This is a genomic window from Streptomyces sp. NPDC047108, from assembly GCF_040643575.1.
In the GTDB taxonomy this organism is placed as follows: Bacteria; Actinomycetota; Actinomycetes; order Streptomycetales; family Streptomycetaceae; genus Streptomyces.
Genome location: NZ_JBEYUP010000005.1, coordinates 367,254 through 393,298, shown reverse-complemented (window position 1 = coordinate 393,298; position 26,045 = coordinate 367,254). Strand labels below are relative to the sequence as shown.

General features: G+C 71.9%; 18 protein-coding genes and 1 pseudogene. 13 read left to right on the top strand and 6 right to left on the bottom strand.

Annotation, left to right across the window (positions count from 1 at the left end):
- Positions 1 to 272: 272 nt before the first annotated feature.
- From ABZ822_RS14695 to ABZ822_RS14685, 3 genes and pseudogenes are all read right to left on the bottom strand, one after another.
- Positions 273 to 1,037 carry a hypothetical protein gene (locus tag ABZ822_RS14695; RefSeq protein WP_360852384.1) on the bottom strand — a complete coding sequence of 255 codons (765 nt, stop codon included), beginning with the start codon at positions 1,035 to 1,037 and terminating at the stop codon, positions 273 to 275.
- A gap of 117 nt (positions 1,038 to 1,154) precedes the next feature.
- Positions 1,155 to 1,805 (bottom strand): hypothetical protein, encoded by a 651-nt coding sequence (locus ABZ822_RS14690; RefSeq protein WP_360852381.1) that lies wholly within the window; start codon positions 1,803 to 1,805, stop codon positions 1,155 to 1,157.
- Positions 1,806 to 2,033: 228 nt separating this feature from the next.
- A pseudogene (locus tag ABZ822_RS14685) lies at positions 2,034 to 2,252 on the bottom strand (carbohydrate ABC transporter permease); the annotation flags it as partial.
- A 187-nt stretch (positions 2,253 to 2,439) separates the two neighbouring features.
- Between ABZ822_RS14685 and ABZ822_RS14680 the strand changes: the two are divergent.
- Positions 2,440 to 3,690, top strand: coding sequence for a glycosyl hydrolase (locus tag ABZ822_RS14680; RefSeq protein WP_360852379.1), 1,251 nt, complete (start codon positions 2,440 to 2,442; stop codon positions 3,688 to 3,690).
- Between the two features lie 252 nt (positions 3,691 to 3,942).
- Positions 3,943 to 6,987: a glycoside hydrolase family 38 C-terminal domain-containing protein gene (locus ABZ822_RS14675; protein WP_360852376.1), complete on the top strand. Its 3,045-nt coding sequence runs from the start codon at positions 3,943 to 3,945 to the stop codon at positions 6,985 to 6,987.
- Between the two features lie 357 nt (positions 6,988 to 7,344).
- On the opposite strand, the gene ABZ822_RS14670 is transcribed toward ABZ822_RS14675, so the two are convergent.
- On the bottom strand, positions 7,345 to 8,343 hold the full coding sequence (locus tag ABZ822_RS14670; RefSeq protein WP_360852373.1) for a TAXI family TRAP transporter solute-binding subunit: 999 nt from the start codon (positions 8,341 to 8,343) through the stop codon (positions 7,345 to 7,347).
- A gap of 99 nt (positions 8,344 to 8,442) precedes the next feature.
- Here ABZ822_RS14670 and miaB point away from each other — a divergent pair, with 99 nt between their 5' ends.
- Positions 8,443 to 9,930: a tRNA (N6-isopentenyl adenosine(37)-C2)-methylthiotransferase MiaB gene (gene miaB, locus ABZ822_RS14665; protein WP_360852370.1), complete on the top strand. Its 1,488-nt coding sequence runs from the start codon at positions 8,443 to 8,445 to the stop codon at positions 9,928 to 9,930.
- A 117-nt stretch (positions 9,931 to 10,047) separates the two neighbouring features.
- Positions 10,048 to 10,761: a class III extradiol dioxygenase subunit B-like domain-containing protein gene (locus ABZ822_RS14660; protein ID WP_360852367.1), complete on the top strand. Its 714-nt coding sequence runs from the start codon at positions 10,048 to 10,050 to the stop codon at positions 10,759 to 10,761.
- Positions 10,762 to 10,880: 119 nt separating this feature from the next.
- On the opposite strand, the gene ABZ822_RS14655 is transcribed toward ABZ822_RS14660, so the two are convergent.
- Positions 10,881 to 11,108 carry an antitoxin gene (locus tag ABZ822_RS14655; RefSeq protein WP_360852364.1) on the bottom strand — a complete coding sequence of 76 codons (228 nt, stop codon included), beginning with the start codon at positions 11,106 to 11,108 and terminating at the stop codon, positions 10,881 to 10,883.
- Between the two features lie 425 nt (positions 11,109 to 11,533).
- On the opposite strand from ABZ822_RS14655, the gene miaA reads away from it, so the two are divergent.
- From miaA to hflX, 6 genes are all read left to right on the top strand, one after another.
- On the top strand, positions 11,534 to 12,472 hold the full coding sequence (gene miaA / locus ABZ822_RS14650) for a tRNA (adenosine(37)-N6)-dimethylallyltransferase MiaA (RefSeq protein ID WP_360852361.1): 939 nt from the start codon (positions 11,534 to 11,536) through the stop codon (positions 12,470 to 12,472).
- Positions 12,473 to 12,604: 132 nt separating this feature from the next.
- Positions 12,605 to 13,120 carry a hypothetical protein gene (locus ABZ822_RS14645; protein ID WP_360852457.1) on the top strand — a complete coding sequence of 172 codons (516 nt, stop codon included), beginning with the start codon at positions 12,605 to 12,607 and terminating at the stop codon, positions 13,118 to 13,120.
- Between the two features lie 157 nt (positions 13,121 to 13,277).
- Positions 13,278 to 14,180 (top strand): diaminopimelate epimerase, encoded by a 903-nt coding sequence (dapF, locus tag ABZ822_RS14640; RefSeq protein ID WP_360852358.1) that lies wholly within the window; start codon positions 13,278 to 13,280, stop codon positions 14,178 to 14,180.
- A 147-nt stretch (positions 14,181 to 14,327) separates the two neighbouring features.
- Complete coding sequence (locus tag ABZ822_RS14635; protein ID WP_360852355.1) at positions 14,328 to 16,499, top strand: HD domain-containing protein; 2,172 nt, start codon at positions 14,328 to 14,330, stop codon at positions 16,497 to 16,499.
- A 128-nt stretch (positions 16,500 to 16,627) separates the two neighbouring features.
- Positions 16,628 to 18,154: a M1 family metallopeptidase gene (locus tag ABZ822_RS14630; protein WP_360852352.1), complete on the top strand. Its 1,527-nt coding sequence runs from the start codon at positions 16,628 to 16,630 to the stop codon at positions 18,152 to 18,154.
- Positions 18,155 to 18,272: 118 nt separating this feature from the next.
- Positions 18,273 to 19,760, top strand: a complete 1,488-nt coding sequence (hflX, locus tag ABZ822_RS14625) for a GTPase HflX (protein ID WP_360852350.1) — start codon at positions 18,273 to 18,275, stop codon at positions 19,758 to 19,760.
- Between the two features lie 195 nt (positions 19,761 to 19,955).
- On the opposite strand, the gene ABZ822_RS14620 is transcribed toward hflX, so the two are convergent.
- The gene (locus tag ABZ822_RS14620) at positions 19,956 to 21,173 is read right to left on the bottom strand and encodes a hypothetical protein (RefSeq protein ID WP_360852347.1); all 1,218 of its coding nucleotides are present in this window, start codon (positions 21,171 to 21,173) and stop codon (positions 19,956 to 19,958) included.
- Between the two features lie 310 nt (positions 21,174 to 21,483).
- On the opposite strand from ABZ822_RS14620, the gene ABZ822_RS14615 reads away from it, so the two are divergent.
- From ABZ822_RS14615 to ABZ822_RS14605, 3 genes are all read left to right on the top strand, one after another.
- Positions 21,484 to 22,950: an aminotransferase class III-fold pyridoxal phosphate-dependent enzyme gene (locus tag ABZ822_RS14615; RefSeq protein WP_360852454.1), complete on the top strand. Its 1,467-nt coding sequence runs from the start codon at positions 21,484 to 21,486 to the stop codon at positions 22,948 to 22,950.
- A gap of 156 nt (positions 22,951 to 23,106) precedes the next feature.
- Positions 23,107 to 25,020, top strand: coding sequence for an IucA/IucC family protein (locus ABZ822_RS14610; RefSeq protein ID WP_360852344.1), 1,914 nt, complete (start codon positions 23,107 to 23,109; stop codon positions 25,018 to 25,020).
- Between the two features lie 192 nt (positions 25,021 to 25,212).
- Positions 25,213 to 25,959 (top strand): GNAT family N-acetyltransferase, encoded by a 747-nt coding sequence (locus ABZ822_RS14605; RefSeq protein WP_360852341.1) that lies wholly within the window; start codon positions 25,213 to 25,215, stop codon positions 25,957 to 25,959.
- The last annotated feature ends 86 nt before the right edge of the window (positions 25,960 to 26,045 follow it).

Genomic DNA, 26,045 nt, shown 5'->3' with positions numbered 1-26,045 from the left:
TCGTGACGGCGGCGCCGGCCGGCGCCGCCGTCACGAACGCACCGCCGAGGGCGGCGAGAGGGGCGAGGACGGCGGCACGGGCGGAACGAGATCGCATCTGGTCTCCCGGTGAATCAGGTCCGGTCGGTGGGTCGCGTGATCCGAAGTGGTTGTGGATCACCCTTCCCCGCCCGGCCCGGGCCGCCCGCCGCCTTCGGCCGCCTGGCGTACGGGCCTCGTCCCACCGGCGGCCACAGGTCACGGGCCGGGGCTGCCGTGGGAGGACCCGCGTCTCAGCTCGGGATGCAGCCCTTCACACCGTCCTCCGCGCCCCGCTCGAAGGCCCCGATGCGCTCCGTGGCGTTCCCGTGGTCCGTCGCCTTCGTCCAGGGGGTGTCGTCGGCGAGCACCGTCAGGGCCTGGGTGAGTTCCTCCGTGTCACCGTTCTCGAACCGCAGGGTGCCGTCCTCGGCGGCGCCGAAGAGCACGGCCCCGGCCAGGCAGTCGGCCTGGAGCTCGAGCTGGCGGGCGACGAGATCGCTGTTGATCCTGCTCTGGATCGCGTGCCCCCACTCGTGGGCGATCACGAGATAGACCCAGGCGTCCCCGGCGCGGTGACCGGCGTTCATCAGGTCGACGTCCCAGGCGAGGAAGTCGGCGGGGGCGCAGTAGACGGCGTTGTCGTCGGCGAGCGGCTCACCGGCGCAGGCGGGGACACGGGCGGACGACCCGTCGTAGCCGCCCAGGATCTTCGGGGGCCGGTAGTCCCCGGTGAACAGGTCGTTCCAGTGATCCGACCAGTAGCGGTCGACGACCGACACCGCCGCGTCGATGTCTTCCTCCACGCTCTCCTGCGCCGTGGCGGACGGCGAGAAGGCGGAAGAGGAGGGAGAGGGAGGCGCGGTGGTCGACGCCCCCGGCGGACCGCTCGTGGGACCGCCCGGCGCCGTACCCTCCGCACCCCCGCACCCCGCCGTGAGAAGCCCCAGCACCACGGCGAGCAGCAGCCCCGCGGCGCGCCTCGCCGCCGGAACCCGGGTGTGCCACGGAGCGGCCATGCGCGCCTCCGTCCCTCCGGTGCGTCCCGAGCGGCTGCTCCCACGGAACCTCCGCGCACAGCTGCCCGCAACCCCCGCCCTCCGCGCACCCCCGGTGGTGGTGCTGGACGATCCCTCTCACCACCGATGGGTGAACGGCGCCGGACCGGACACGGCGTACGACGCACCCACCGCCCGCACCTCCAGGCGGGTCTCCGCCTCACCGCCCGTGCGGCGGAGACCCGGAACGTAGTACGCGCGCGAGCAGGTGCCGCCGAGGAAGCGCCGCCCGCCGTCCGGCTGGAGCTGGTGCACCTCGTAGTGGTGCACCGGATCGTCGCTGTCCGCCGGCTCCCAGGCGATGCGCAGCTCGGCCTCGTCCGCGGAGACGAGCCGGGCCGCGGTGATCCGGGCGGAGGCCGGAGCGGCGGGCGCGGGGGCGGAGCCGACCGTGAGCGCGCCGAGCCGCCACCGGGCGGGCCCGCCGGGCGCGGTGAGCCGGACGCCGAGGGCGTACACGGTGCGCCCGGCGCTCCCCTCCAGCCGTACGGTCGACGTGGTCCAGCCGTCGCCGCCCTCCACGGTCCCCGCGGGCAGGTAGGTGTACGTCACGGGCGCGCCCGGCGACTGCGGTTCCTCGAAGGCGACGGCCACGTCGACGCCGACCGGGCGCGAACCCGGCTCCGCCCGGTGGACGATCCGTACGGTCGTCGCGTCCGTGCCGAGGTCCAGTCGCGTCCCGTACAGCTCGAGGGTGGCGGGGGAGGCGAGTTCGCCCTCGACGAGCACGCTGCTGCCGCCGTGCTAGGCCGCGTCGAAGGTGAAGCCCACGCGGGGCCGGGGGCCGGTGCCGGCGACCGCCCAGCGGCGGCCGGGCAGCCGGTCCTGCAGGCCCAGGTGGTTCCACTCGGCGTCCGACGTCCGCTCGGCCGTCCTCGTACCAGCCGGTGCCGTGACCGGTGTTGAAGGTGGTGGCGAAGGGCAGCGCGGTGACAGTCGATCGGTCGGCGACATGGGCATCACGATGAGCGGGAGGACGGCGATGACGGTGCCCGCCGCGACGAGCCGCTCGTCGTCGGCGAAGGTCCCGTGCAGATAGTTCAGCCCGATGGTGAGCGTGAAGTTCTCGGGGTCGCTGAGCACGATGAGCGGCCAGAGGAAGTCGTCCCAGGTACCCATGAAGGCGAAGATCGCCACGACGGCGAGGGTGCCCTTGACCGACGGCAGGGCGATGCGGCTTCGCCTGCCTTCAGCGTTACTTCTTCCGGGGCGTGGGGGAGGGCGCCGTGAAGGGCTGACCCCCGGGCCGGTCCGCGCCGCGGAAGCCGCCCTGGCGCGCGGAACGCGCGCCGCCCGACCGTCCCAAGCCGCCGCCCGTCCGCCCCGCCCCTGTCGGCACCCCTGGATTGGACTGCTGCCCTCCATGACCGACCGCTTGCGATTCGGCGCCAACTACACCCCGTCCCAGGGCTGGTTCCACCACTGGCTCGACTTCGACCTCGACGCCGTACGCGCGGACCTCGACGCCGTGGCCGCCCTCGGCCTCGACCACGTACGGGTCTTCCCGCTCTGGCCGCTGTTCCAGCCCAATCGGACCCTCATCCGCCCGCGTGCCGTCGACCAGTTGGTGCGCCTCGTCGACGCGGCCGCCGAACGCGGCCTGGACGTGAACGTCGACGGGCTCCAGGGACACCTGTCGAGTTTCGACTTCCTGCCCGCGTGGACGCGGACCTGGCACCGGCGCAATCTCTTCACCGACCCCGACGTCGTCGCGGCTCAGGCCGAGTACCTCCGCACCCTGGCCGCCGCCCTGGACGGACGGCCCGGCTTCATCGGGATGACCGTCGGCAACGAGGTCAACCAGTTCTCGGACAGCCCTCACCCCGATCCCGACACGATCAGCCAGGAGCAGGCCGGCGCGTGGCTGCGGCGGATGCTCGGCGCCTGCGAGGCGGGAGCGCCCGGCCGACTCCATCTGCACGCCGCGTACGACGCCGCCTGGTACCAGGACGGGCACCCCTTCACCCCCGCCCACGCGGCGCGGCTCGGCGCGGCCACCGCCGTCCACTCCTGGGTCTTCAACGGCACGGCGCAGCGGTACGGCCGCACCGGCACCGCCACCGAGCACCACGCGGCCTATCTGATCGAGCTGTCCAAGGCCTGGGCCCTGGACCCGCACCGCCCGGTGTGGCTGCAGGAGGTCGGCGCCCCCGCCCCGCACATCCCGCCGCAGCACGCGGCGGAGTTCACCGAGGCGACCGTGGCCCGCGCCCTGGACTGCCCCGATCTGTGGGGCGTGACGTGGTGGTGCTCCCACGACGTCTCCCGCACCCTGGCCGACTTCCCCGACCTGGAGTACGGGCTCGGCCTGCTCACCAACGACGGGGAGCCCAAGCCCGCGGGGCACGCCATCGCCCGGATCGTCGAGGAGTGGCGGGGACGCGAACACCGGCCCGCGGTGCGCTCGACGGCGCTGGCCGTGGACGTGGGCGGAAGCGAATCCGCCCCGCTGCGTTCCACCTGCGGCCCTGGTGGGCAGGTCTTCGAGGCCTGGATGAAGCTGGCGGCCCAGGGCGCGCGCCCCGCCGTTGTGCTCGCCGACCGGGCGCGGGATGGTGAACATCTCGGCGCCCGGGGGATCACCGAGGTCGTCGCCCCGGACCAGGTGGACTGACCCCGACCAGGGCCCTGGCCCGGAGCCGGATGCGGCCGACGCGGACCGCCTCCGCCCACCGACCGCTCGGACCCGCCGCCGCCCGACCGTCACCGAACGCCCGACCGTCACGGACACCCGACCGCCACCGACGCCCGTCCGCGCCCCCGCATCGGGAGTGCCGGGCGCCCCGACCTCCCGCCCGCCCCGGACCTCCGCCTTCCGAACGTCACGAGCCCGCACAGCCGACCGGCAGTTACGGAGCACTCTGTTATGCACGACGACCGCAAGCTGATCGAAGCCCGGCTGGGACGCGTCCTCGAGGAGCGCATCCGCCCCGCCCTCTACCCCGCGTCCGTGCCGCTGGAGGTGGCCGCCTGGGTCGCCCCCGGTGAGCCGGTACCGGTCTCCGAGGGCCTTGCCGCCGAGCACAGCCCGGTGTCCGCGGGTGACCAGTGGGGCGCGCCGTGGGGCACCACATGGTTCCGGGTCGCCGGCAGGGTGCCGGAGGAGTGGGCGGGGAAGACGGTCGAGGCCCTGCTGGACCTGGGCTTCGACGAGCGCATGCCCGGCTTCCAGTGCGAGGCCCTCGTCCACCTCCCCGACGGAACCCCGGTGAAGGGCCTCAATCCCCGCAACCAGTGGGTGCGGGTCGGCTCTCCCGTGGCCGGCGGCGAGGAGGTGCTGTGGCACCTGGAGGCCGCTTCCAACCCCGTGATCCTGGGCGACAACCCGTTCCGCCCGACCCTGCTGGGCGAGAAGGAGACGGCCGGTACCGACCCGCTCTACCGCATCGCGCGCATGGATCTCGCCGTTCTCGACGAGACCGTCTGGGCGCTCATCCAGGACCTGGAGGTCCTGGGCGAGCTGATGCACGAACTCCCGGTCGAGGGCGCCCGCCGCTGGGACCTGCTGCGCGCCGTCGGCCGCGCCCTCGACGTCATCGACCTGCAGGACGTGGGTGGTACGGCAGCCGCCGCGCGCGAGCAGCTGGAAGGCGTGCTGACCACCCCCGCCCGGCCGTCCGCGCACCGGATCAGCGCCGTGGGCCATGCCCACATCGACTCCGCCTGGCTGTGGCCTCTGCGGGAGACCGTACGGAAGGTGGCCCGCACCGCCTCCAACATGACCGCCCTGATCGAGGACGAGCCGGACTTCGTCTTCGCCATGTCGCAGGCCCAGCAGTTCGCCTGGATCAAGGAACACCGGCCCGAGGTCTACGCGAAGGTGAAGAAGGCCGTGGCCGACGGCCGGTTCGTGCCGGCCGGAGGCATGTGGGTCGAGTCGGACACCAACATGCCCGGATCCGAGGCGATGGCCCGGCAGTTCGTGCACGGCAAGCGGTTCTTCATCGACGAGTTCGGCGTCGACAACGACGAGGCGTGGCTGCCCGACACCTTCGGCTTCGCGGCCGGTCTCCCGCAGATCATCAAAGCCGCGGGATCGAAGTGGCTGCTCACCCAGAAGATCTCCTGGAGCCAGATCAACAAGTTCCCGCACCACACCTTCCTGTGGGAGGGCATCGACGGCACCCGGATCTTCACCCACTTCCCGCCGGTCGACACCTACAACTGCTCGATGAACGGTCACGAGATCGCCCATGCCGAGAGCAACTTCAGGGACAAGGGCTCGGCGCGCCACTCCCTGGCCCCCACCGGCTGGGGTGACGGCGGAGGCGGCACCACCCGCGAGATGGTGGCCAAAGCCGCCCGGCTGCGCGATCTCGAAGGCTCGGCGCAGGTCGTCTGGGAGCCGCCGGCCGCGTTCTTCGCCAAGGCCGAGGCCGAGTACGAGAATCCGCCGGTGTGGGTCGGCGAGCTGTACCTGGAGCTGCACCGCGCGACCCTCACCAGCCAGGCACGGACCAAGCAGGGCAACCGGCGCAGCGAACACCTCCTGCACGAGGCCGAACTGTGGGCGGCCACGGCCGCCGTACGAAACGGATTCGCCTACCCCTACGAGCAGCTGGACCGGCTCTGGAAGACCGTGCTGCTGCACCAGTTCCACGACATCCTCCCGGGCTCGTCCATCGCCTGGGTGCACCGCGAGGCCGAGAAGACCTATGCCGCGGTGGCCGAGGAGCTGTACGGCATCATCGCCGGGGCACAGCGCGCGCTGGCGGGCGACGCCGCATCGGGCCGCGAACTCGTCTTCAACGGGGCGCCGCACACCCGCGGTGGCGTCCCGGCCGGCGGAGCCGCACCGAGCACAACGGCGCCGGGCCACGCGAACCTCACCCAGCGGTCCGGCGGCGGGTACGTCCTGGACAACGGTCTTCTCCGGGTGGAGATCGACGAGCGCGGTCTCGTGCTCTCCGCGTACGACCTCGACTCCGGCCGGGAGACCGTCGCACCCGGGCAGGCGGCCAACCTCCTCCAACTCCACCCCGACTTCCCCAACATGTGGGACGCCTGGGACGTGGACGCCTTCTACCGCAACACCGTCACCGACCTCGTTGACGCCGACGAACTCGCCGTGGCCGCCGACGGCCCGGAAGCGGTCGCCGTCCGCGTGGTCAGGTCGTTCGGCAGCTCGAAGGCCACCCAGATCCTGACGCTCGCGGCCGGCGAGAAGCGGCTCGACATCGACACCGAGGTCGACTGGCACGAGACGGAGAAGTTCCTCAAAGCATCCTTCCCGGTCGACCTCCACGCCGACCGGTACGCCTCCGAGACCCAATTCGGTCACCTCTTCCGTCCGACCCACACCAACACCAGTTGGGAAGCGGCCAAGTTCGAAGCCTGCAACCACCGCTTCGTCCATCTCGAGGAACCCGGCTGGGGCGTCGCCCTGGTCAACGACTCCACGTACGGGCACGACGTCACCCGGACCGTCCGCGACGACCGGGGGACGACCACCACGGTCCGCCTCTCCCTGCTCCGCGCCCCCCGCTTCCCCGACCCCGAGACCGACCAGGGCGTGCACCGCTTCCACTACGCGCTCGTCCCCGGCGCGGAGATCGGGGACGCGGTCCGCGAGGGCTACCGCAGCAACCTCCCCGAGCGCCGGGTCCCTGGCGACGCCGAGGTCGCCCCACTCGTGACCGTCGACCACGACGCCGTGGTGGTCACCGCCGTCAAGCTGGCCGACGACGGCAGCGGCGATGTCGTCGTCCGGGCTTACGAGTCGCGCGGCGGCCGGGCCGCGGCCCGCATGACCCCCGGCTTCGCGACGGCGGGCGTCGTCGCGACCGACCTTCTGGAACGCACGCTGCCGGACGCTCCCGGCCCGGGCCCCCGGCTGGAGGACGGTGCCGTGACGCTGTCGCTGCGTCCCTTCGAACTCGTCACGCTCCGCTTCTCACGGACCCGGGCCTGACCGACGCTCCGTCCGCGGTCCGTACGGCACGCCCCTGCAGGGCGGGTCATACGGACCGCGGACGGGTGCACAGCTCGTACGGCCCGGAACGGGTGCACAGCGTCGCGCGCCCGCAGTCAGCCGGCCCCCCGACACCCGGACCACCCGACACCCGGCCCCCCAACACCCGGGCTCCGCGCGGAAAGCGCCGCACGTCCCACAGCCGTAACAGCCGTAACAGCCGTCCAGCCGTGCGGTCCACCTATCCGCACAGCGGACGGTCCCCACAGGCCACGAGCGTCACCGCTCGGCCGGTGCCTCCGCGACACGTCTGCCGAAGGCACCACGCCCCTGAACACGAGCGCCGTACCGGTCCGGTCAGGGTTTGACCGAGCGGTAGTAGCGGCGGGCACCCTCGTGCAGTTCCAGCGGGTCCGTGAAGATCGCCGTCCGCAGGTCCACGAGCTGCGCCGCGTGGACCTCGCTGCCTATGCGGTCCCGGCTGCCGATCACCGTCCGCGTGATGCCCTCGGTCAGCCCGGGCTCCGCCCGGTCCGTGGTCACCAGCAGATTCGCGACTGCCAGCGTCCGCACCGCCTTCCCGTTCTGCGCCTCGGGATAGGCGTCGGCCGGCATCACCGCGGCCCGGTAGTGCCGCGCCGCCGGGCCCTGGGCGTGCAACTCGTCGACCAGGTCGCCGAGCTGCACCAGCCGTATGTCGAAGTCGTCGGCGAGATGGGAGACGGCCTGGGTCGGCAGTCCGCCCGACCAGAAGAAGGCGTCGATCTTCCCTTGCCGCAGCAGGTCCGGCATCTTGTCGATGCCGACCTCCACGGGCTCGATGTCCTTCGCCGGGTCGAGCCCCGCCGCCTTCAGCAGCCGGCCCGTTATCAGGCTCACCCCCGAGCCCTTCTGGCCGATGGCGACCCGCTTCCCCTTGAGGTCGGCCGTGCGCAGCACACCCGAACCGGCGGGGACCACGAGCTGCATGTAGTCGTCGTAGAGCCGCGCGCACGCCCGCAGCCGCTCGGCGTCCTTGCCGCCCTCGTCGATGTACGCCGCGACCGCGTCCGCCGCGGCGATGCTGAAGCCCGCCTCGCCGGACACCAGCCGCTTGATGTTCTGCACCGACCCTTCGCTGGAGTTCAGCCGCACATCGACATCGGGGAGATCCTTGGCCATGCTCCGCTGCAGCAGTTCGCCATAGCGCGCATAGACCCCTGTGGGCACGCCCGTCGCGAACGAGACCGTCCCCCGCGGGGACGGCGTCTCGCCGACGGGCAGCAGCCACCACAGCAGCAGTCCGAGCGCGACGACGGCCGCGACCGCGGCCTCGACGGCGCGAACTCTGCCGATGCGGATATGTGGCGTTTCCATGCGAGCGATCCTGCCAGCTCGCTCGCCGGACGGGCCAGGCCTGTGGATAACCGAGGCGGGGACGGACCCGAGGCGCGAGCACGTACCCTGGTGGGCGAGATGAGCGCGAAGACTTACGAGGTGCGCACCTACGGGTGCCAGATGAATGTCCACGACTCCGAGCGGCTCTCCGGTCTGCTGGAGGACGCCGGGTTCGTCCGTGCGCCCGAGGGGACCGGTGAGGGCGAGGCCGATGTCGTCGTCTTCAACACCTGCGCGGTGCGGGAGAACGCGGACAACCGGCTCTACGGCAACCTCGGCCGGCTGGCGCCGATGAAGGCCAGGCGGCCCGGCATGCAGATCGCCGTCGGAGGCTGCCTGGCGCAGAAGGACCGCGACACCATCGTCAAGAAGGCGCCCTGGGTCGACGTCGTCTTCGGCACCCACAACATCGGCAAGCTGCCCGTGCTGCTGGAGCGCGCCCGCGTCCAGGAAGAGGCGCAGGTCGAGATCGCCGAATCCCTCGAAGCCTTCCCCTCCACCCTCCCCACCCGCCGCGAATCCGCGTACGCGGCCTGGGTGTCCATCTCGGTCGGCTGTAACAACACCTGCACGTTCTGTATCGTCCCGGCGCTCCGCGGCAAGGAGAAGGACCGGCGGCCGGGCGACATCCTCGCCGAGGCCGAGGCACTGGTCGCCGAAGGCGTCTCCGAGATCACGCTGCTCGGCCAGAACGTCAACGCCTACGGCTCCGACATCGGCGACCGCGAGGCGTTCTCCAAGCTCCTGCGCGCCTGCGGCTCCATCGAGGGCCTGGAGCGCGTGCGCTTCACCTCGCCCCACCCGCGTGACTTCACCGACGACGTGATCGCCGCTATGGCCGAGACACCCAACGTGATGCCGCAGCTCCACATGCCGCTGCAGTCCGGCTCGAACTCCGTGCTCAAGGCGATGCGCCGCTCGTACCGCCAGGACCGCTACCTCGGGATCATCGAGAAGGTGCGCGCCGCGATGCCGGACGCCGCCATCTCCACCGACATCATCGTGGGCTTCCCCGGCGAGACCGAGGAGGACTTCGAGGAGACCATGCACGTGGTGCGCGAGGCGCGCTTCGCGCAGGCCTTCACGTTCCAGTACTCCAAGCGCCCCGGCACCCCGGCCGCCGAGATGGACGGCCAGATCCCCAAGCAGGTCGTCCAGGCCCGCTACGAGCGCCTCGTCGCCCTCCAGGAGGAGATCTCCTGGGCGGAGAACAAGAAGCAGGTCGGCCGCACCCTCGAGGTCCTGGTCGCCGAGGGCGAGGGGCGCAAGGACGACGCCACCCACCGCCTCTCCGGCCGCGCCCCCGACAACCGGCTCGTCCACTTCACGCGCCCCGATGAGCCCGTGCGCCCCGGTGACGTCGTCGAGGCCGAGATCACCTACGCCGCGCCGCACCACCTGCTGGCCGAGGGCCCGGCCAAGGGCGTCCGCCGCACCCGGGCGGGCGACGCCTGGGAGCGCCGCAACGCCGCCCCTCCGGCGCCGACGGGCGTCATGCTGGGCCTGCCGACCATCGGCGCACCGGCTCCGGCGCCCGCTCCCGCATCGGCCTGCGGCTGCGACTGACCGCACCGCTGCCCGTCGCGCCCCGGCCCGTCGATCACCGGCGGGTCCGGGGATCCCCATCGACAGGCGGCGCCGCGGACCGCGGGGCGCCGTCCCCCGGGCGTTAAGGTGCGGGACATGCTTGCCGCAGCCGCCGTATGCCCCGCGCCGCCCCTGCTCGTCCCCGAGGTGGCCGCCGGCGCCGCCCCGGAGCTCGACCCTCTCCGCACCGCCTGCTCCGACGCCCTCGGCGTGCTCGCCGCCGCACGCCCCGAGCGCCTGCTCGTGGTCGGCCCCGCCGACCGGGACGGACGCGGCCCGCACCCCCAGGGCTCGGCCGGCTCGTTCCGTGGCTACGGGGTCGACGTGGACGTACGTCTCGGCCCGGGTTCCGGCGCCCCCGGAATGCCTGAACTGCCGCCCTCGCTGGCCGTGGCCGCCTGGCTGCTGGAGCGCGCCCGCTGGGACGCCTCGCCCGTCGAAGGGCTCGGCATCGGCGAACCGCTCGCCGCTGACCGCTGCGCCGAGACGGGCCGCCAGGTGGCGGCCGGTGCCGAACGCGTCGCCCTCCTGATCATGGGGGACGGCAGCGCCTGCCGGACCCTCAAGGCTCCCGGCTACCTCGACGAACGCGCCGCTGGATTCGACGCCGAAGCCGCCCGCGCCCTGGCCGAGGCCGACACCGCGGCCCTGCTGGGCCTCGACGAGGAGCTGGCCTACGAGGTGCGGGCCGCCGGCCGCCCGGCCTGGCAGGTGCTCGCGGGTGCGGGTGAGGGCGCGGGGCTCGACGGCCGTCTCCTCTACGACGACGCTCCGTACGGCGTGGGTTACTTCGTGGCGACCTGGTCGTAGCCGGCCGCCTCCGCGCCGAGCGCGGATGCCGCGCGGGCCGTTGCAGGCGGCTGAGAAAACGCGGACGGCCGCGAAGCGCAGTGCTTCGCGGCCGTGTTCCGTAGAGGTCCTGTTGCAGGTCAGGCGCCCTTGCCCTCGTCCTTCTGCTGCTCGGAGCGGCGGTCGAGGGATTCCTTCGCCTTGTCGCGACCGGTGTCGATCTGGCTGCTGTACTTGCCCTGGGTCTTCTCGTCGGCCTTGGAGGCCGCCGTGTCCATACCCTTGTCGATCTGGTCCCGGTGCTGGCTTGCGGCGTCTTCGGCCTTGCCCCGGTTGAGCTTGGCCTTGACCTTGTCCATCATCCCCATGGGCCGGCCACCTTCCCTGTCGGAGGACTAGTTCCGGGCGCTCTCACCGGTCTCGCTGTCGGCTGCCTCGTCCGCGGACTGCTGCTTGGGAATCTCGACTCCCTCGGCCGTCTCGGACGGCTTCGCGGCTTCTGCCGGCTCCTCTACGGCAGCCTCTGCGGTTTCCGCCGTCGGAGTGGCGTCGACCGCCTGCTCCGTTGACGCCGAGGACGAACGACGTCGAAACCTTGCAAAAACGCCCATATCAACTCCATAGACTACTCGTGTGAGCGAGGTACCGCGCCTTCCACGGCGTTCCCTGGCGTCGCCCGGCGGCACCGGCCGGTAAACCGGCGTGCGGAACCTCGCAACAGGAAACGACCCCGGGCCCGGACCGTCACGCCACTCGTTCGAGGAGCGGCCCGGACATTTGCAAGACTGTGCCAGTGAAAAGCGCAGCACCTGTGTCCTCGGTCATCGCCGTCGTCGGACCCACCGCAGCCGGAAAGTCGGATCTGGGGGTGGCCCTCGCCCGGCACTTCGGCGGTGAGGTCGTCAACGCCGACTCGATGCAGCTCTACCAGGGCATGGACATCGGCACCGCCAAGCTCACCTCCGCCGAGCGCCAGGGCGTTCCGCATCACCTTCTCGACATCTGGGACGTGACCGAGACCGCGAGCGTCGCCGAGTACCAGCGGCGGGCACGGGCGGAGATCGACCGGCTGCTGGAAGAGGGCAGCACCCCGGTCCTGGTGGGCGGTTCGGGGTTGTACGTGCGCGGCGCCATCGATGCCCTGGAGTTCCCCGGCACCGATCCTGCCGTACGGGCGCGCCTGGAGGCCGAGTTGGAGGAGCGGGGCCCGGGTGTCCTCCACGCCCGCCTCACCGCCGCCGACCCCGAGGCGGGCCGCGCCATCCTGCCGAGCAACGGCCGGCGCATCGTCCGCGCGCTCGAGGTCATCGAGATCACCGGCCGTCCGTTCACCGCCAACCTCCCCGGTCACGAAGCGGTGTACGACACGGTGCAGATCGGTGTCGACGTCGAACGGCCCGAACTGGACGAGCGGATCGCGCTGCGCGTGGACCGCATGTGGGACGCGGGCCTCGTCGAGGAGGTCCGCACCCTGGAGGCCGCCGGGCTGCGGGAAGGGCGGACGGCCTCGCGCGCGCTCGGTTACCAGCAGGTGCTCGCCGCGCTCGCCGGGGAGTGCACCGAGGACGAGGCGCGGGCCGAGACCGTGCGCGCGACGAAGCGTTTCGCGCGCCGCCAGGACTCGTGGTTCCGCCGTGATCCCCGGGTGCACTGGCTCAGCGGGGCGGGCGACCGGCGGCAGGAACTCGTCGGGCAGGCGTTGGCGTTGGTCGAACGAGCGGTCACAGCCTGATCACGTGATGGCATCGGGACGCTCCGGGCGTCTTCCGGGGCTCCTCGAGCGTGTCATCATCGACCTTCGATCGAGCCGCGATGTCCGTCGTGATGTCTGAGCGTGATGTCTGAGTTGGGAGGGCGCGTGTCGATGGAGGCCGGCCCTCGCGACAAGCGGTATCCACCGCGCGAGGAGCAGTCGGACGACCTGCCGCACGGGCGCGTACCGGGCGAGGGGCGGAACGACCTGACTCCGGACGCGCTGACCCCGGAAGGTCTCACGCTCGACGAGCTGACTCCGGACGGTCCCGACAGCGAGACCCCGGGCGGGGAGTCCTTCCGCGAACTCCGTCCGCCCGCCCGGCTGCGGATCTGGCAGATCGCCCCGATCGTCGTGCTCGCGGCGGCTGGGTCTCTGATGTTCGCGTTCCCGCTCGCCTTCGAATTCGGTGACGGCGGAGCCGTGGTGGCGATGCTCGGTCTGCTCATCAGCAGTTGCGCCGCCGGCTGGGGCATGATGGCCGGCCGCCGGGCCGGCCTCACCTGGCCGGGTCTCCCGGCACGCGGATCCGGCAAGCGCCCCGACTGGCGCATCGTCGTGCTCTACGCGCTCATGGTGATCACGGTCGCCACCCTCGCGATCTGGCGCGTGGCCCGGCTCCGCTGACGCGCCCCATCCGGCCCGTGGCCCCTCCGCGCAGGAGCGCGCGGGCGCAGGCTCTCCCGGTAAGCGCTGTCCGCCTCCTGCGACCGTCGAGGGCCGTCGAGTGCGCTCGAGGGGCACCAGGGGGCTCCTGTGGCGCGCGGACCCGTAGGATCGAGGGGTGAGCACTGCGCAGATCCCGTTCTTCAAGGGCCACGGCACCGAGAACGACTTCGTGATCATCCCGGACCCCGACAACACCCTGGAGCTGTCGGCGGGCGTCGTGGCGCGCCTGTGCGACCGGCGGGCGGGGATCGGCGGCGACGGGCTCCTGCACGTCGTACGGTCGGCCGCGCATCCCGATGCCGCGGAGATGGCCGCGCAGGCCGAGTGGTTCATGGACTACCGCAACAGCGACGGCAGCGTCGCCGAGATGTGCGGCAACGGGGTCCGCGTCTTCGCCCGCTATCTCCAGCGCGCGGGACTGGTCGACGAGGGCGACCTGTCCATCGCCACCCGTGCCGGGGTCCGCCGTGTGCACATCGCGAAGACCGCGCCCGCACAGGCCGCGGCCGGTTCCGGTGGCGACATCACCGTCGAGATGGGCAAGGCCACCCTCCCGGAGGGCGAGGTCACCGTCTCCGTGGGAGACCGGAGCTGGTCCGCCCGTCACGTCAACATGGGCAACCCGCACGCCGTCGCCTTCGTCGAGGACCTGGACCACGCGGGCGATCTGTTCACCGCCCCGCCCGTACAGCCCGCCTCCGCCTACCCGGACGGCACCAACGTGGAGTTCGTCGTCGACCGCGGCCCCGGCCACGTCGCGATGCGCGTCCACGAGCGCGGTTCGGGGGAGACCCGCTCCTGCGGCACGGGAGCCTGCGCCGTCATGGTCGCCGCGGCCCGCCGCGACGGGCACGACCCGGCCGTGACCGGACGGCCCGTCACCTACACCGTCGACCTGCCCGGCGGCAGCCTGGTCATCTCCGAACACCCCGACGGGCGCGTGGAGATGACGGGCCCGGCCGTACTCGTGGCAGAAGGCCTCATCGAAGCCGACTGGGTCGCAAGGGCTTTCGCCTGAATCTTCGCTCGAACGGGTGGTCCGCCTCGCACGGGGCGGTACCGGTTCGGAGGTAGCGGACGGGATCGGTAGCATCAAGGACCGGCCGGGCGTCGGGCGCAGGCCCGGGTCAACGAGCCCCGCCGGTCGACGCCGCCGGAGGAGCCCATGACCGCAGAGGACCCCAGTTCCGGTCCTCCTGTCCGCAGGCGCGGCCGCCCGCGACGCATCGAACTCCGCAGACTCGGCCGTGCCGCCCTGCTCGGGCCCGCTCCCAAGGACCGTCTGCCGGACGCGATCGAGCATGTGGCGAAGGTGCATCGCGCGCACCACCCCCGGGCGGACCTGGACCCCTTGCGCCGTGCCTATGTCCTGGCGGAGTCCTCCCACCGCGGCCAGATGCGCAAGAGCGGCGAGCCGTACATCACCCATCCGCTGGCCGTCACCCTCATCCTGGCCGAACTCGGCGCCGAGACCACGACCCTGACGGCCTCGCTCCTCCACGACACCGTCGAGGACACGGATGTGACGCTCGACCAGGTACGGGAGGAGTTCGGCGACGGCGTCGGCTACCTCGTCGACGGCGTCACCAAGCTGGAGAAGGTCGACTACGGCGCGGCAGCCGAGCCCGAGACGTTCCGCAAGATGCTCGTGGCCACCGGCAACGACGTCCGCGTGATGTCCATCAAGCTCGCCGACCGGCTCCACAATATGCGGACCCTCGGCGTCATGCGGCCCGAGAAGCAGGCCAGGATCGCCCGGGTGACGCGGGACGTCCTGATCCCGCTGGCCGAGCGGCTCGGCGTCCAGGCCCTCAAGACCGAGCTCGAGGACCTGGTCTTCGCCATCCTCCACCCCGAGGAGTACCAGCTGACCCGGGCTCTCCTCCTGGACCAGGCGGAACGGCCCGACCCACTCCCCGCGATCGCGGAAGACGTGCGGTCCGTACTGCGCGAGGCGGGCATCGCGGCCGAAGTCCGTGTCCGGCCACGGCACTTGGTGTCGGTCCACCGCGTCCACCGCAAGCGCGGCGAGCTGGGAGGCGCCGACCTCGGCCGCATCATGGTGCTCGTCTCCGAGGACGCCGACTGCTATGCGGTGCTGGGCGAGTTGCACACCTGCTTCACGCCGGTCATCTCGGAGTTCAAGGACTTCATCGCCGTCCCGAAGTTCAACCTCTACCAGTCCCTGCACACCGGAGTCGTCGGACGTCGGGGCGGGGAGGTGGCCGAAGTCCTCATCCGTACGCACCAGATGCACCGGGTGGCCGAGGCCGGGGTGATCGCTCTCGGGAACCCGTACGCCGCGACCGCCGAGGCGGAGGGAAGCGCCGAGCGCGCCCAGGAGGGCGAGCGCGCGGACCCCACGCGGCCGGGCTGGCTGTCCCGGCTGCTCGCCTGGCAGCAGTCGGCGCCCGACCCGGACACGTTCTGGAGTTCTCTGCGCGACGACCTCGCCCAGGACGGGGAGATCACCGTCTTCCGCACGGGCGGGGGAGCGTTCGGGCTTCCGGCGGGCGCGAGTTGCGTGGACGCGGCGTACGCGCTGCACGGCGAGGCCGCGCACGCCTGCATCGGCGCGCGCGTCAACGGCCGTCTGGCGGCGCTGTCCACGGTGCTGGCCGACGGCGACACCCTGCAGCTCCTCCTCGCCCCGGACGCCGCCGCGGGCCCCTCCCCGGAGTGGCTGGAGCATGCGCGCACGCCCGGGGCGCGCATCAGCATCAGGGGCTGGCTCGCAGCCCACCCGGACGCCCCGCTCGCGGACTTCGGCGCCCCGGCCGGACCCGGGCAGGAGTACGCCACCGAGCCCGGCCCTGCCGGGGAAGCGGCCGGAAAGGGCCCGGGACACAGCAGGGCCGTGGCGGCCGTCGCCGACATGCCGGAGGCGACGGTGCGGTTCGCGGGCTGCTGCACGCCCGTGCCGCCCGACTCGGTCACCGGGTTCGCGGTCCGCGGCGGGGCTGTCACCGTGCACCGCACACAGTGCCCCGCGGTGGCGCGCATGCAGGTCGCGGGGCGGCATCCAGTGGGAGTGAGCTGGCGCGGACGGGGCGACGGCACCTCGGGGGACTGCCGTGTGACGCTCCTCGCCGAGGCGTTAGGTCGGCCGACGCTGCTGGCCGACCTCACGGAGGCCATCGCGACCGAGGGCGCGGCCATCGTCGCGGCCGCGGTGGAGCCGCCGCGGGAGCAGACCGTCCGGCACACCTACACGCTCGAGCTCCCGGACGCCGCGCGGCTGCCGGCACTGATGCGCGCGATGCTCAAGGTGCCGGGGGTGTACGACGTGACGCGCGCGCAGCGGGCGGTCACCGCCGTACCGCGGAACCGTGTCTGACGGCTCGCGCGGCCGCACGTACCACCGCTCGTCGCGCAGCCGGGGCCGGACGCCTGGGACACGCTCTTTCGGGTGGGTGCGGCGCGCGGCTCCCCCGGAGGACACGGAGGCGCTGATAGCCGTATTGCATGATCCGATCCCCGCATCGCAGGGCACGCAGCGCGGCTTTCGCGGCCGCCGCCATGGTCACCCTCGTCGCAGCCGGGACGCCGGCACCGGCCCCGCTCGGGATCGGCGACCGGCTCTATCCCCACCTCGGGAACCCGGGGTACGACGTCCTGGCCTACGACCTCGCCTTCGACTACTCGGGCAGCAACACCAAGCCGCTGCAGGCCGTCACGGCGATCGACGCCCGTGCCACGTCCCGGCTCGAAGGGTTCAACCTCGACTTCGCCCGCGGCAAGGTGCGCTCCGTCGAGGTCAACGGCGTACGCGCCCGCTTCCGGAGCGTCGGCGAGGACCTGGCCGTCACACCGGCCGAACCGATCGCCTCCGGCAGCCGCATGCACGTCAACGTGGCGCACACCAGCGACCCCGGAACCGGCGCCGACGGCGGATGGGTACGCACCCGCGACGGCCTGGCCATGGCGAACCAGCCGGATGCCGCACACCGCGTCTTCCCGTCCAACGACCACCCCGCCGACAAGGCGCGCTTCACGTTCCGGGTCGTCGCCCCCAAGACCCTGACCGTCGTCGCCTCCGGAATGCCGGTCTCCCACGACCGGGGGAGCCGGACCACCACCTGGGTGTACCGGACCGATCACCCCATGGCCACGGAGCTGGCGCAGGTCTCGATCGGCCGCTCCGCGGTGCTCACGCGCAAGGGGCCGCACGGCCTGCCGCTGCGGGACGTGGTGCCGTCGGCAGACCGCGCGCGCCTGAAGAAGTGGCTGGCCAAGACGCCGGGGCAGATCTCCTGGATGGAGCGGAAGGTCGGCCGGTACCCCTTCGAGACGTACGGCGTGCTGATCGCCGACGCCCAGACCGGTTTCGAGCTGGAGACCCAGACGCTCTCGCTCTTCGAACGCGGTCTCTTCACCGATCCGCGGTTCCCCGAGCCGTACGTCGACTCGGTGATGGTGCACGAGCTGGCCCACCAGTGGTTCGGCAACAGCGTCAGCCCCGCCGAGTGGTCCGACCTGTGGATCAGCGAGGGGCACGCCACCTGGTACGAGGCACTGTACGCACACGAGGTCTCCCGGGTGTCGCTGACCGAGCGCATGCGCAGGGCGTACGCACGGTCCGACGCGTGGCGCACCGAGGGCGGCCCGCCCGCCGCCCCCAAGCCGCCGTCCCCGGGCAAGAAGATCAGCATCTTCCGGCCGATCGTCTACGACGGCGGAGCCCTGGTCCTCTACGCGCTGCGGCAGCGGATCGGGACGAAGGCGTTCGACCGGCTCGAGCGTGACTGGGCCTCCCGCTACCGCCACGGCAACGGCTCGACCCAGGGCTTCATCGCGCTCGCCTCGGAGATCTCCGGACGTGACCAGTCGGCGTTCCTGAAGTCCTGGCTGTACGGCGAAACGACGCCGCCGATGCCCGGGCACCCGGACTGGAAGGCCGACCGCTCGACCTCCCGCAAGGCCGCCCAAGCCCACCACCACGGGCCGCACCAGGCGGGCCGGAAGCCCGGAACGCCCGGAAAACCCGGGTGACGGCCCCGGCGCGCCGTGCGACCATTCCGGTGTCGGCGGCGCGGCGCGCCGGGCCCGGGAATCCTCCGGGTCTCCACCGCGTTGACCCGATGCGGACTCCCATCGACGTAAGGATCAAATGACCTCCTCCTCTTCCCCTTCGCAGGACGCCCAGCGCTTTTCGGCAAGCCTTCGGGCCGACGCCCTGATGGAAGAGGACGTCGCCTGGAGCCACGAGATCGACGGGGAGCGTGACGGCGAGCAGTTCGACCGTTCCGACCGTGCCGCGCTGCGGCGGGTCGTGGGGCTCTCCACCGAACTCGAGGACGTCACCGAGGTCGAGTACCGGCAGCTGCGCCTGGAGCGTGTGGTGCTGGTCGGCGTCTGGACGTCCGGCACCGTGCAGGACGCCGAGAACTCGCTCTCGGAGCTGGCCGCGCTGGCCGAGACCGCGGGCGCTCTGGTGCTGGACGGTGTGATCCAGCGCCGTGACAAGCCCGACCCGGCCACGTACATCGGCTCGGGCAAGGCCCAGGAGCTGCGTGACATCGTGATCGAGACCGGGGCGGACACCGTCGTGTGCGACGGTGAGCTCACCCCGGGCCAGCTGATCCACCTCGAGGACGTCGTCAAGATCAAGGTGGTCGACAGGACCGCCCTGATCCTCGACATCTTCGCCCAGCACGCCAAGTCCCGAGAGGGCAAGGCGCAGGTCTCGCTCGCGCAGATGCAGTACATGCTGCCGCGGCTGCGCGGCTGGGGTCAGTCGCTGTCCCGGCAGATGGGTGGCGGTGGCTCCGGATCCTCGGGCGGCGGAATGGCCACCCGTGGTCCCGGTGAGACCAAGATCGAGACGGACCGGCGGCGGATCCGCGAGAAGATGGCCAAGATGCGCCGGGAGATCGCGGAGATGAAGACCGGCCGCGACATCAAGCGGCAGGAGCGCCGGCGCAACAAGGTCCCCTCGGTCGCCATCGCCGGGTACACCAACGCGGGCAAGTCCTCGCTGCTCAACCGTCTGACGGGAGCGGGTGTGCTGGTGGAGAACGCGCTGTTCGCCACCCTGGACCCGACGGTCCGCCGGGCGGAGACGCCCAGCGGGCGGCTGTACACCCTCGCCGACACCGTCGGGTTCGTCCGCCACCTTCCCCACCACCTCGTCGAGGCGTTCCGCTCCACGATGGAGGAGGTCGGTGACGCCGACCTGATCCTGCACGTGGTGGACGGCGCGCATCCGGCTCCGGAGGAGCAGCTCGCCGCGGTACGCGAGGTGATCCGCGACGTGGGCGCGGTGGACGTGCCCGAGATCGTGGTCATCAACAAGGCGGACGCGTCCGATCCGCTCGCTCTGCAGCGGCTGTTGCGGATGGAGCCGCGGGCGATCGCGGTGTCGGCCCGTACCGGCAAGAACATCGATGAGCTGCTGGCGCTCATCGACGAGCAACTGCCGCGGCCTCAGGTCGAGGTGGAGGTACTCGTGCCGTACACGCACGGGCAGCTCGTCTCGCGAGCCCACGCCGACGGCGAGGTGATCTCCGAGGAGCACACCCCGGAGGGCACACTGCTCAAGGCACGGGTCCACGAGGAACTGGCGGCCGAACTCCAGCCGTTCGCCCCTGCTGCCTGACGGCTCGACCGTCCGGCAAGCTCCAGTGCTCCGGGGTGTCACGGTGTTCCGGGGTGAGACGGCCGGTGCCGTCGAGCCGCAGGCGCCGGGCGCCTGATGTGCACGAAGCCCGAGGCCCGCCCCACCAGTTCGGTGGGGCGGGCCTCGTCGTACGTCCGGGCGCGGCTCTGGTGACTGCCGGACCCGGGAGTGCGGCTACTGTCCGGCGAACTTCCGGCTCACGGCGTCGAACATCTTCTTCGCCTCCGGTCCCAGGTGGGGACCGGCCAGCCAACGAGCCGGGCGCGGGCCGATGGAGGTGTTGGAGACCAGCGCCGGCTTGCCGTCGTTGCCATTGGCGAACCAGCCGCCGCCCGACGCACCGCCGGTCATGGTGCAGCCGATGCGGTACATCGTCGGCTGCGACGAGGACAGGGAGAACCGGCCCGGACGGTCGATGCAGGAGAACATCTTGGCGCCGTCGTAGGGCGGTGCCGCCGGGTAGCCCCAGGCACCCATGCTGTCGATGCTCTTCACCGCGGGAGCGTTGAACTCGACCGGCAGCGCCGCGCCGACGGTCTCCTCCAGCGACTTGCCGTCGCTGCCCTTCTCCGGCTTCACATGCAGGACCGCGTAGTCGTGGGGAGCGCCGTTGCCGCCGCTCTCGGTGCCCTCGGAAATCCACTGCTGCGACGTGGACGCCCAGTTGGCCCAGTAGACGCCGTAGGGCGCGACCTGCTCCCGCGGGGTGCCCTTGAGGGCTCCGGCGGGGACGCCGTTGTCGTTGAAGGACGGGACGAACGCGATGTTGCGGTACCAGCCGCCGTTCTTGCCCGCGTGGACGCAGTGCCCCGCCGTCCAGACGAGGTTGGACTTCCCGGGGTTCGCCGGGTCCTTCACCACCGTGGCGGAGCAGACCATCGAGCCCTGAGGACCGTCGAAGAAGACCTTGCCGACCGGCGCCGCGTTGTCGTGGTACGGCGTCTTCACGCCCTTGGCCTGCACCGGCTGCGGCTCCGGGTCGGTGACGCCCTGGTCACCCGAGACGTCGGCCGGAACCGTCTTCTGCGGCTCCTCCGCGTCCTTCATGCGCTCGGGCTTCCACAGGTCCTCGATGACCGGGTTGACGAAGTCCCCGGCCTCACGCAGCCAGTCGTCCCGCTTCCAGTTCTTCCACTCCCCGTTCTTCCACTTGTCCACATCGACGCCCAGTTCCTTCAGGCGCTCCTCGAAGTTGGGCAGGGACACGTCCTGCCGGTCCTGCGAGGTCGCGGTCGCGCCGGGGTTCGGGCTGCTGCCGTCCTCCGAGGCACCGCACGCTGTCGCGGTGACCGCCAGAACAGCGGTCAGAGCGACCGCGGCCGCGGCGGAGCCACGGGCTCGCAGCGCACTCCGCCCGGAGCGCCGGAAGACTGGCGGACGTATCGATGGCATGGGCGGAACTCCCCCGTGTATTCGATCCTGCGATGGATGTGTCATGCACGCCGACGAGAGGCGCAGGCCCCCACTATGCCGGTGTCCTGGGGGACGGCGCCGGGCGGGTTCGCGGTTCCGCGCCGCCTCCCGGGGCTCCCGAGGAACTCCCGTTCGCCCGTGATCCGCTGCCTTCGACGTCGTTGGTACGTACGGGGGACAGCGGGGGAGCGTTCAGCGCGTTCAGGAGGATCGACGAGACGTGGCCGTGACCCAGCCGCCGCCGACGACACCAGGCGTCCTTCCGGCCGACGCGACTGCCGAGCGCGCTCTGCGGCGGGAGTCGTTGCCCGAATCCACCGCCTGTACCGATGCGTGCTCGCTGCCGATCGTGCCGGTACGGGCACGGGGGCTGACGATCGAGGGGGCGGACGGACGGCGCTATCTCGACTGCCTTTCGGGAGCAGGGTCGTTGGTGCTGGGGCACAACCATCCGGTGGTGCTCGAGGCCATCCGGTCCGTCCTCGACTCCGGCGCTCCACTGCACGTCATGGACCTTGCGACGCCGGTCGAGGACGACTTCACCACGGAGCTGCTCCGGACTCTGCCCCGGCCGCTCGCCGAACGGGGACGCGTACGGTTCTGCGGACCTGCCGGTACCGACGCGGTGGGGGCCGCCCTCGACCTCGTGTGCTCCGCGACCGGGCGCAGCGGGCTGTTCGCCTTCTCCGCGGCCGTCGGCGGTACTTCCCCGGACAGGGGCGATGCCCGCGGGCAGGCGCCGGCACCACGGGTCACGCGTCTGCCCTATCCCAGCGACGACCCCTGCTCGCCGGGAAACGGTGATCTGCCGGGAACCGTTGACCCGAGCCGCGCGCGAACGCCCGCGTCCTGGGCCGGGAGCGCCGGAGCGATGGACCTGCTCACCTCCCCGCAGTGCGGTGCGCAGCCCCCGGCCGGAGTGATCGTCGAACCGGTCCAGGGTGAGGGCGAGTTGATGCCCGTCCCCGACGAATGGCTGCGCAGAATGCGGCATCTCACCGCCGCACGCGGCATCCCCTTCGTGGTGGACGAGATGCAGACCGGCGTCGGGCGGACCGGGACGTTCTGGGCCGTCGAGCGGAGCGGGGTCGCGCCCGACGTGATGGTGCTGTCCGCGGCGATCGGTGGCAGCCTGCCGCTGGCGGTGATGGTCTACCGCGACGATCTCGATCCCGGGCATCCGGGCGCGAGCGCGGGCGCCTTCCGGGGCAACCAACTCGCCCTCGCCGCAGGTGCAGCAACGTTGGCGCACGTACGCGAGAACAGGCTGGCCGAACGCGCCGCGACAGTTGGCGAACGCATGATCCGTCAGTTGCGCGCCTTCGCGGCACAGCGGCCTTGCGTCGTGGACGTACGCGGGCGCGGGCTCATGATCGGCGTCGAGCTGGCCGGGCCCGAAGGCTGGGCATGCACGGTCGGCGACAGGAATGAGACGGGGGAGTACGCGCCGTCCCTCCTCGCCGCGGCCGTCCAGAACGAGTGTCTGCGGCGGGGCCTGATCGTCGGTGTGGGCGGGCGACGGTCCGGCGTCGTCCGGCTTCTGCCGCCCCTCACGATCAGCGACGAGCAGGCCGACGCCGTGCTCGAACGGCTCGGCGACGCCATCGACGCCGCGGCCAGGGACATCGGACGCAGCACTCGCGGATCCGTAGGGACGAGCCCGGCAAGGACGGGCACGGCAGAGACGGGCACGGCAGGGACGAGCCCGGCAGCGACGGACGCGAGCGCCGCGGGCGCAGGGAGCGCGGACCGGTGACGACGGGTCACCGGCCCACCGGCGCACGGCTGTTGCGGTCCGTGCCTCCCGTGCCGTCCGTGCCGTCGCGACGGACCGCCGGGGTCGGAGAACGCATACCCCGGCCCCGCCAATCGCGTCACTCCCCCTGCTCATAGCCGAAGGAGGAAGGCGCCGTTGCCATGGCCTCAGCGCCTCGAGCAGCACGCCGATCACACCATGGACCCACACCAGGGCCCCACGACCGCAGCGCTCACCATCGACCGCACCGTGCCGGGGCAGGCCGGCCCGAATCATGCCCATGCGGTCGCTCGCGACCCGCTGGACCAGCCCGATGCTCTGACCGCAGCCGATGCCGCGTCCGTCGAGAACCTTCTGCGCTGCTGGACGCGGGAGAACGCCACGCCACCCCCGGATGGTGATCTCCTGAGGATTCCGCTCCACGCCAGCGGTGCCGCCCTCCTCGTCCCCGTCCGGTACTGGTCCGCCACCGGATGGCACCGATTCGGCGCCCCCGTGCTGGAGAACGGGCCCCCGGGCGCTCCCGTCGTCGACGCCGTGACCCTTGCGGCGCTGCTGGGCCGGGAGTCGGCCCACGGGGCCCCGGACGGGCCAGGCGCGGAGTGCACCGAACTCGTGAGCAGGGTCGCCGACTCGGTGTACCGCACCGCCGGCTTCATCGCCGACCGGCGGAGCCGCCCCGCTCTGTCCGTCACCGGCCACCCGTTCCTGGACTCCGAACAGTCCCTCGTCCTCGGACACCCGCTCCACCCCACTCCCAAGAGCCGCCAAGGGCTTTCCGACACCGAGTCCCGCGCCTTCTCACCCGAGTCGGGCGGCTGCTTCCCCCTGCACTGGATGGCCGTCGACCGAGCCGTACTCGCGGGCGACTCGGCCTGGACCGAAGGCGGGCGGCCCGTACCGGTCGAGCAGCTCGTCTCGAGCCTGACCGACATCGACCCGCACCTGCCGGACAGCACAGTGCCGTTGCCTCTCCACCCCTGGCAGGCGCGCGACGTCATGGAGCGCCCCGCCGTCGCGGAACTCCTCGACGCCGGGCTGCTGCACGACCTCGGCATCGCCGGAGAGCCCTGGTACCCCACCTCCTCCGTACGAACGGTGCACCAGCCTGGGACCGCCGCCATGCTGAAGCTCTCCCTCGGGCTGCGCATCACCAACTCCCGCCGGGAGAACCTCCGCAAGGAACTCCGCCGCGGTGTCGAGGTGCACCGTCTGCTCCGCGCCGGGCTCGGGCGGCAGTGGCGCAGCAGCCACCCCTCCTTCGACATCGTCCGTGACCCCGCATGGATCGCCGTCAACGCACCGGACGGCACACCTCTGGCCGGTCTGGACACGGTGATCCGGCACAACCCGTTCGGCCCGGGGGACGACGTCCTGTGCGTTGCCGCGCTGACCTCTCCCCGGCCCTGGCCCGGAGCGGAGGCCTGTGGCGTTCCCCTGATGCGGTCCCGTCTCGCGGACATCGTGTCCCGGCTCGCGGCCGACACAGGCCGCTCGTCGGCAGCGGTGTCCGCCGAGTGGTTCCTGCGCTACCTCGAGACCGTCGTCCGTCCCGTCCTCTGGCTCGACGGAAGGGCCGGTGTGGCACTCGAGGCGCACCAGCAGAACACGCTGGTGGTCCTGGACGCCGACGGCTGGCCCGTCGGCGGCCGCTACCGCGACAACCAGGGCTACTACTTCCGCGAGTCCTACCGGGACGCACTCGACCGGAGGCTCCCCGGCATCGGCATCGAGAGCGACACCTTCGTCTCCGACACGGTCACCGACGAGCGCTTCGCGTACTACCTCGGCATCAACAACGTCCTCGGCCTGATCGGAGCTTTCGGTTCCCAACGTCTGGCCGACGAGGGCCTTCTGCTCGCCGCCGTCCGCCGATTCCTCGGCGACGCCGCATCGGACGGCACGGGGACGGGCTCACCTCTGCCCGCTCTCCTCCTCGAATCCACCACCCTCCGGTGCAAGGCGAATCTCCTCACACGTCTGCACGGCCTCGACGAACTGGTCGGCCCGGTCGACACCCAGTCCGTCTACGTCACCATCCCCAACCCCCTTGCCACTGCCGCGGCATGACCCCGAGACCGATGGGACCGAGGAGACCGACGAGATCCATGAGGTCCACGCGACCCACGCCCTTCACCTCACTCATGCAACTCACCTCACCCATGCCGACCACCTCACTCATGCCGTCCACCTCACCCACGCCCCTCACGCGTCCCCTGAGCACCGTGAGCCCCACGAGACCGACGAGAGGAGGGCGTCACTGTGCCGACCGCGGACTCCAGCACCGATCGGAGCCCCAGCTCCAGCACCGACGACACCCTCGATCTGCATCTGCGCGACGAACTCGCCGCGCTGATCGCCGAGGAGCGTGCCCTCCTGGCGCGCGCCGATACGCGCCCCGGCACCTCCTCACGAACGCGACCGCCGTGGGCAGGACCCGACCTGCTCGACGACCTCTCCGCCTGGGGGCCAGCCCCGAGCGGCTCACGCCCCTTCGAGCTCGTCCCCGTCCGGATCGACCGCGATCTTGCGCTCATCTCGCGGTGGATGAACGACCCGGCCGTAGCCGCGTTCTGGGACCTCGCAGGCCCCGACGAGATCGCCGCCGCCCACCTACGTGCCCAAATCGAGGGCGACGGCCGGAGTGTGCCGTGTCTCGGTGTCCTCGACGGCACACCGATGAGCTATTGGGAGGTCTATCGCGCCGACCTCGACCCGATCGCCCGGCACTATGCCGCGCGCCCGCACGACACGGGTCTTCATCTGCTCATCGGTGCCGTCGGCGACCGCGGCCGTGGCTTCGGCACAGGACTGCTGCGCGCCGTCTCCGACCTGATCCTCGACCATCGCCCGGCCTGCACACGCGTGATCGCCGAGCCGGACATTCGCAACACCCCGTCCGTGGCGGCCTTTCTCGGCGCGGGCTTCCGCTTCCAGGCCGAGCTCGAACTGCCCGGCAAGCGGGCCGCACTGATGGTTCGCGACCGTCTCCACCGCCACCTCCTCTGACCCGGGCCGTCCCGGCCCGCTGATTGCTCCACTGCTTCCTTTACACCGCTCGGCCCGGTCCGGTTCCGCCTCGCATCCCCCGTCGA

What these genes read in the sequence shown, in the direction of transcription:
- ABZ822_RS14695 (WP_360852384.1), bottom strand. Translation starts at nt 1,037, where the DNA reads ATGGCCGCTCCGTGGCACACCCGGGTTCCGGCGGCGAGGCGCGCCGCG.
- ABZ822_RS14680 (WP_360852379.1), top strand. Translation starts at nt 2,440, where the DNA reads ATGACCGACCGCTTGCGATTCGGCGCCAACTACACCCCGTCCCAGGGC.
- ABZ822_RS14675 (WP_360852376.1), top strand. Translation starts at nt 3,943, where the DNA reads ATGCACGACGACCGCAAGCTGATCGAAGCCCGGCTGGGACGCGTCCTC.
- ABZ822_RS14670 (WP_360852373.1), bottom strand. Translation starts at nt 8,343, where the DNA reads ATGGAAACGCCACATATCCGCATCGGCAGAGTTCGCGCCGTCGAGGCC.
- miaB (WP_360852370.1), top strand. Translation starts at nt 8,443, where the DNA reads ATGAGCGCGAAGACTTACGAGGTGCGCACCTACGGGTGCCAGATGAAT.
- ABZ822_RS14660 (WP_360852367.1), top strand. Translation starts at nt 10,048, where the DNA reads ATGCTTGCCGCAGCCGCCGTATGCCCCGCGCCGCCCCTGCTCGTCCCC.
- ABZ822_RS14655 (WP_360852364.1), bottom strand. Translation starts at nt 11,108, where the DNA reads ATGGGGATGATGGACAAGGTCAAGGCCAAGCTCAACCGGGGCAAGGCC.
- ABZ822_RS14645 (WP_360852457.1), top strand. Translation starts at nt 12,605, where the DNA reads ATGGAGGCCGGCCCTCGCGACAAGCGGTATCCACCGCGCGAGGAGCAG.
- ABZ822_RS14635 (WP_360852355.1), top strand. Translation starts at nt 14,328, where the DNA reads ATGACCGCAGAGGACCCCAGTTCCGGTCCTCCTGTCCGCAGGCGCGGC.
- ABZ822_RS14630 (WP_360852352.1), top strand. Translation starts at nt 16,628, where the DNA reads ATGATCCGATCCCCGCATCGCAGGGCACGCAGCGCGGCTTTCGCGGCC.
- hflX (WP_360852350.1), top strand. Translation starts at nt 18,273, where the DNA reads ATGACCTCCTCCTCTTCCCCTTCGCAGGACGCCCAGCGCTTTTCGGCA.
- ABZ822_RS14620 (WP_360852347.1), bottom strand. Translation starts at nt 21,173, where the DNA reads ATGCCATCGATACGTCCGCCAGTCTTCCGGCGCTCCGGGCGGAGTGCG.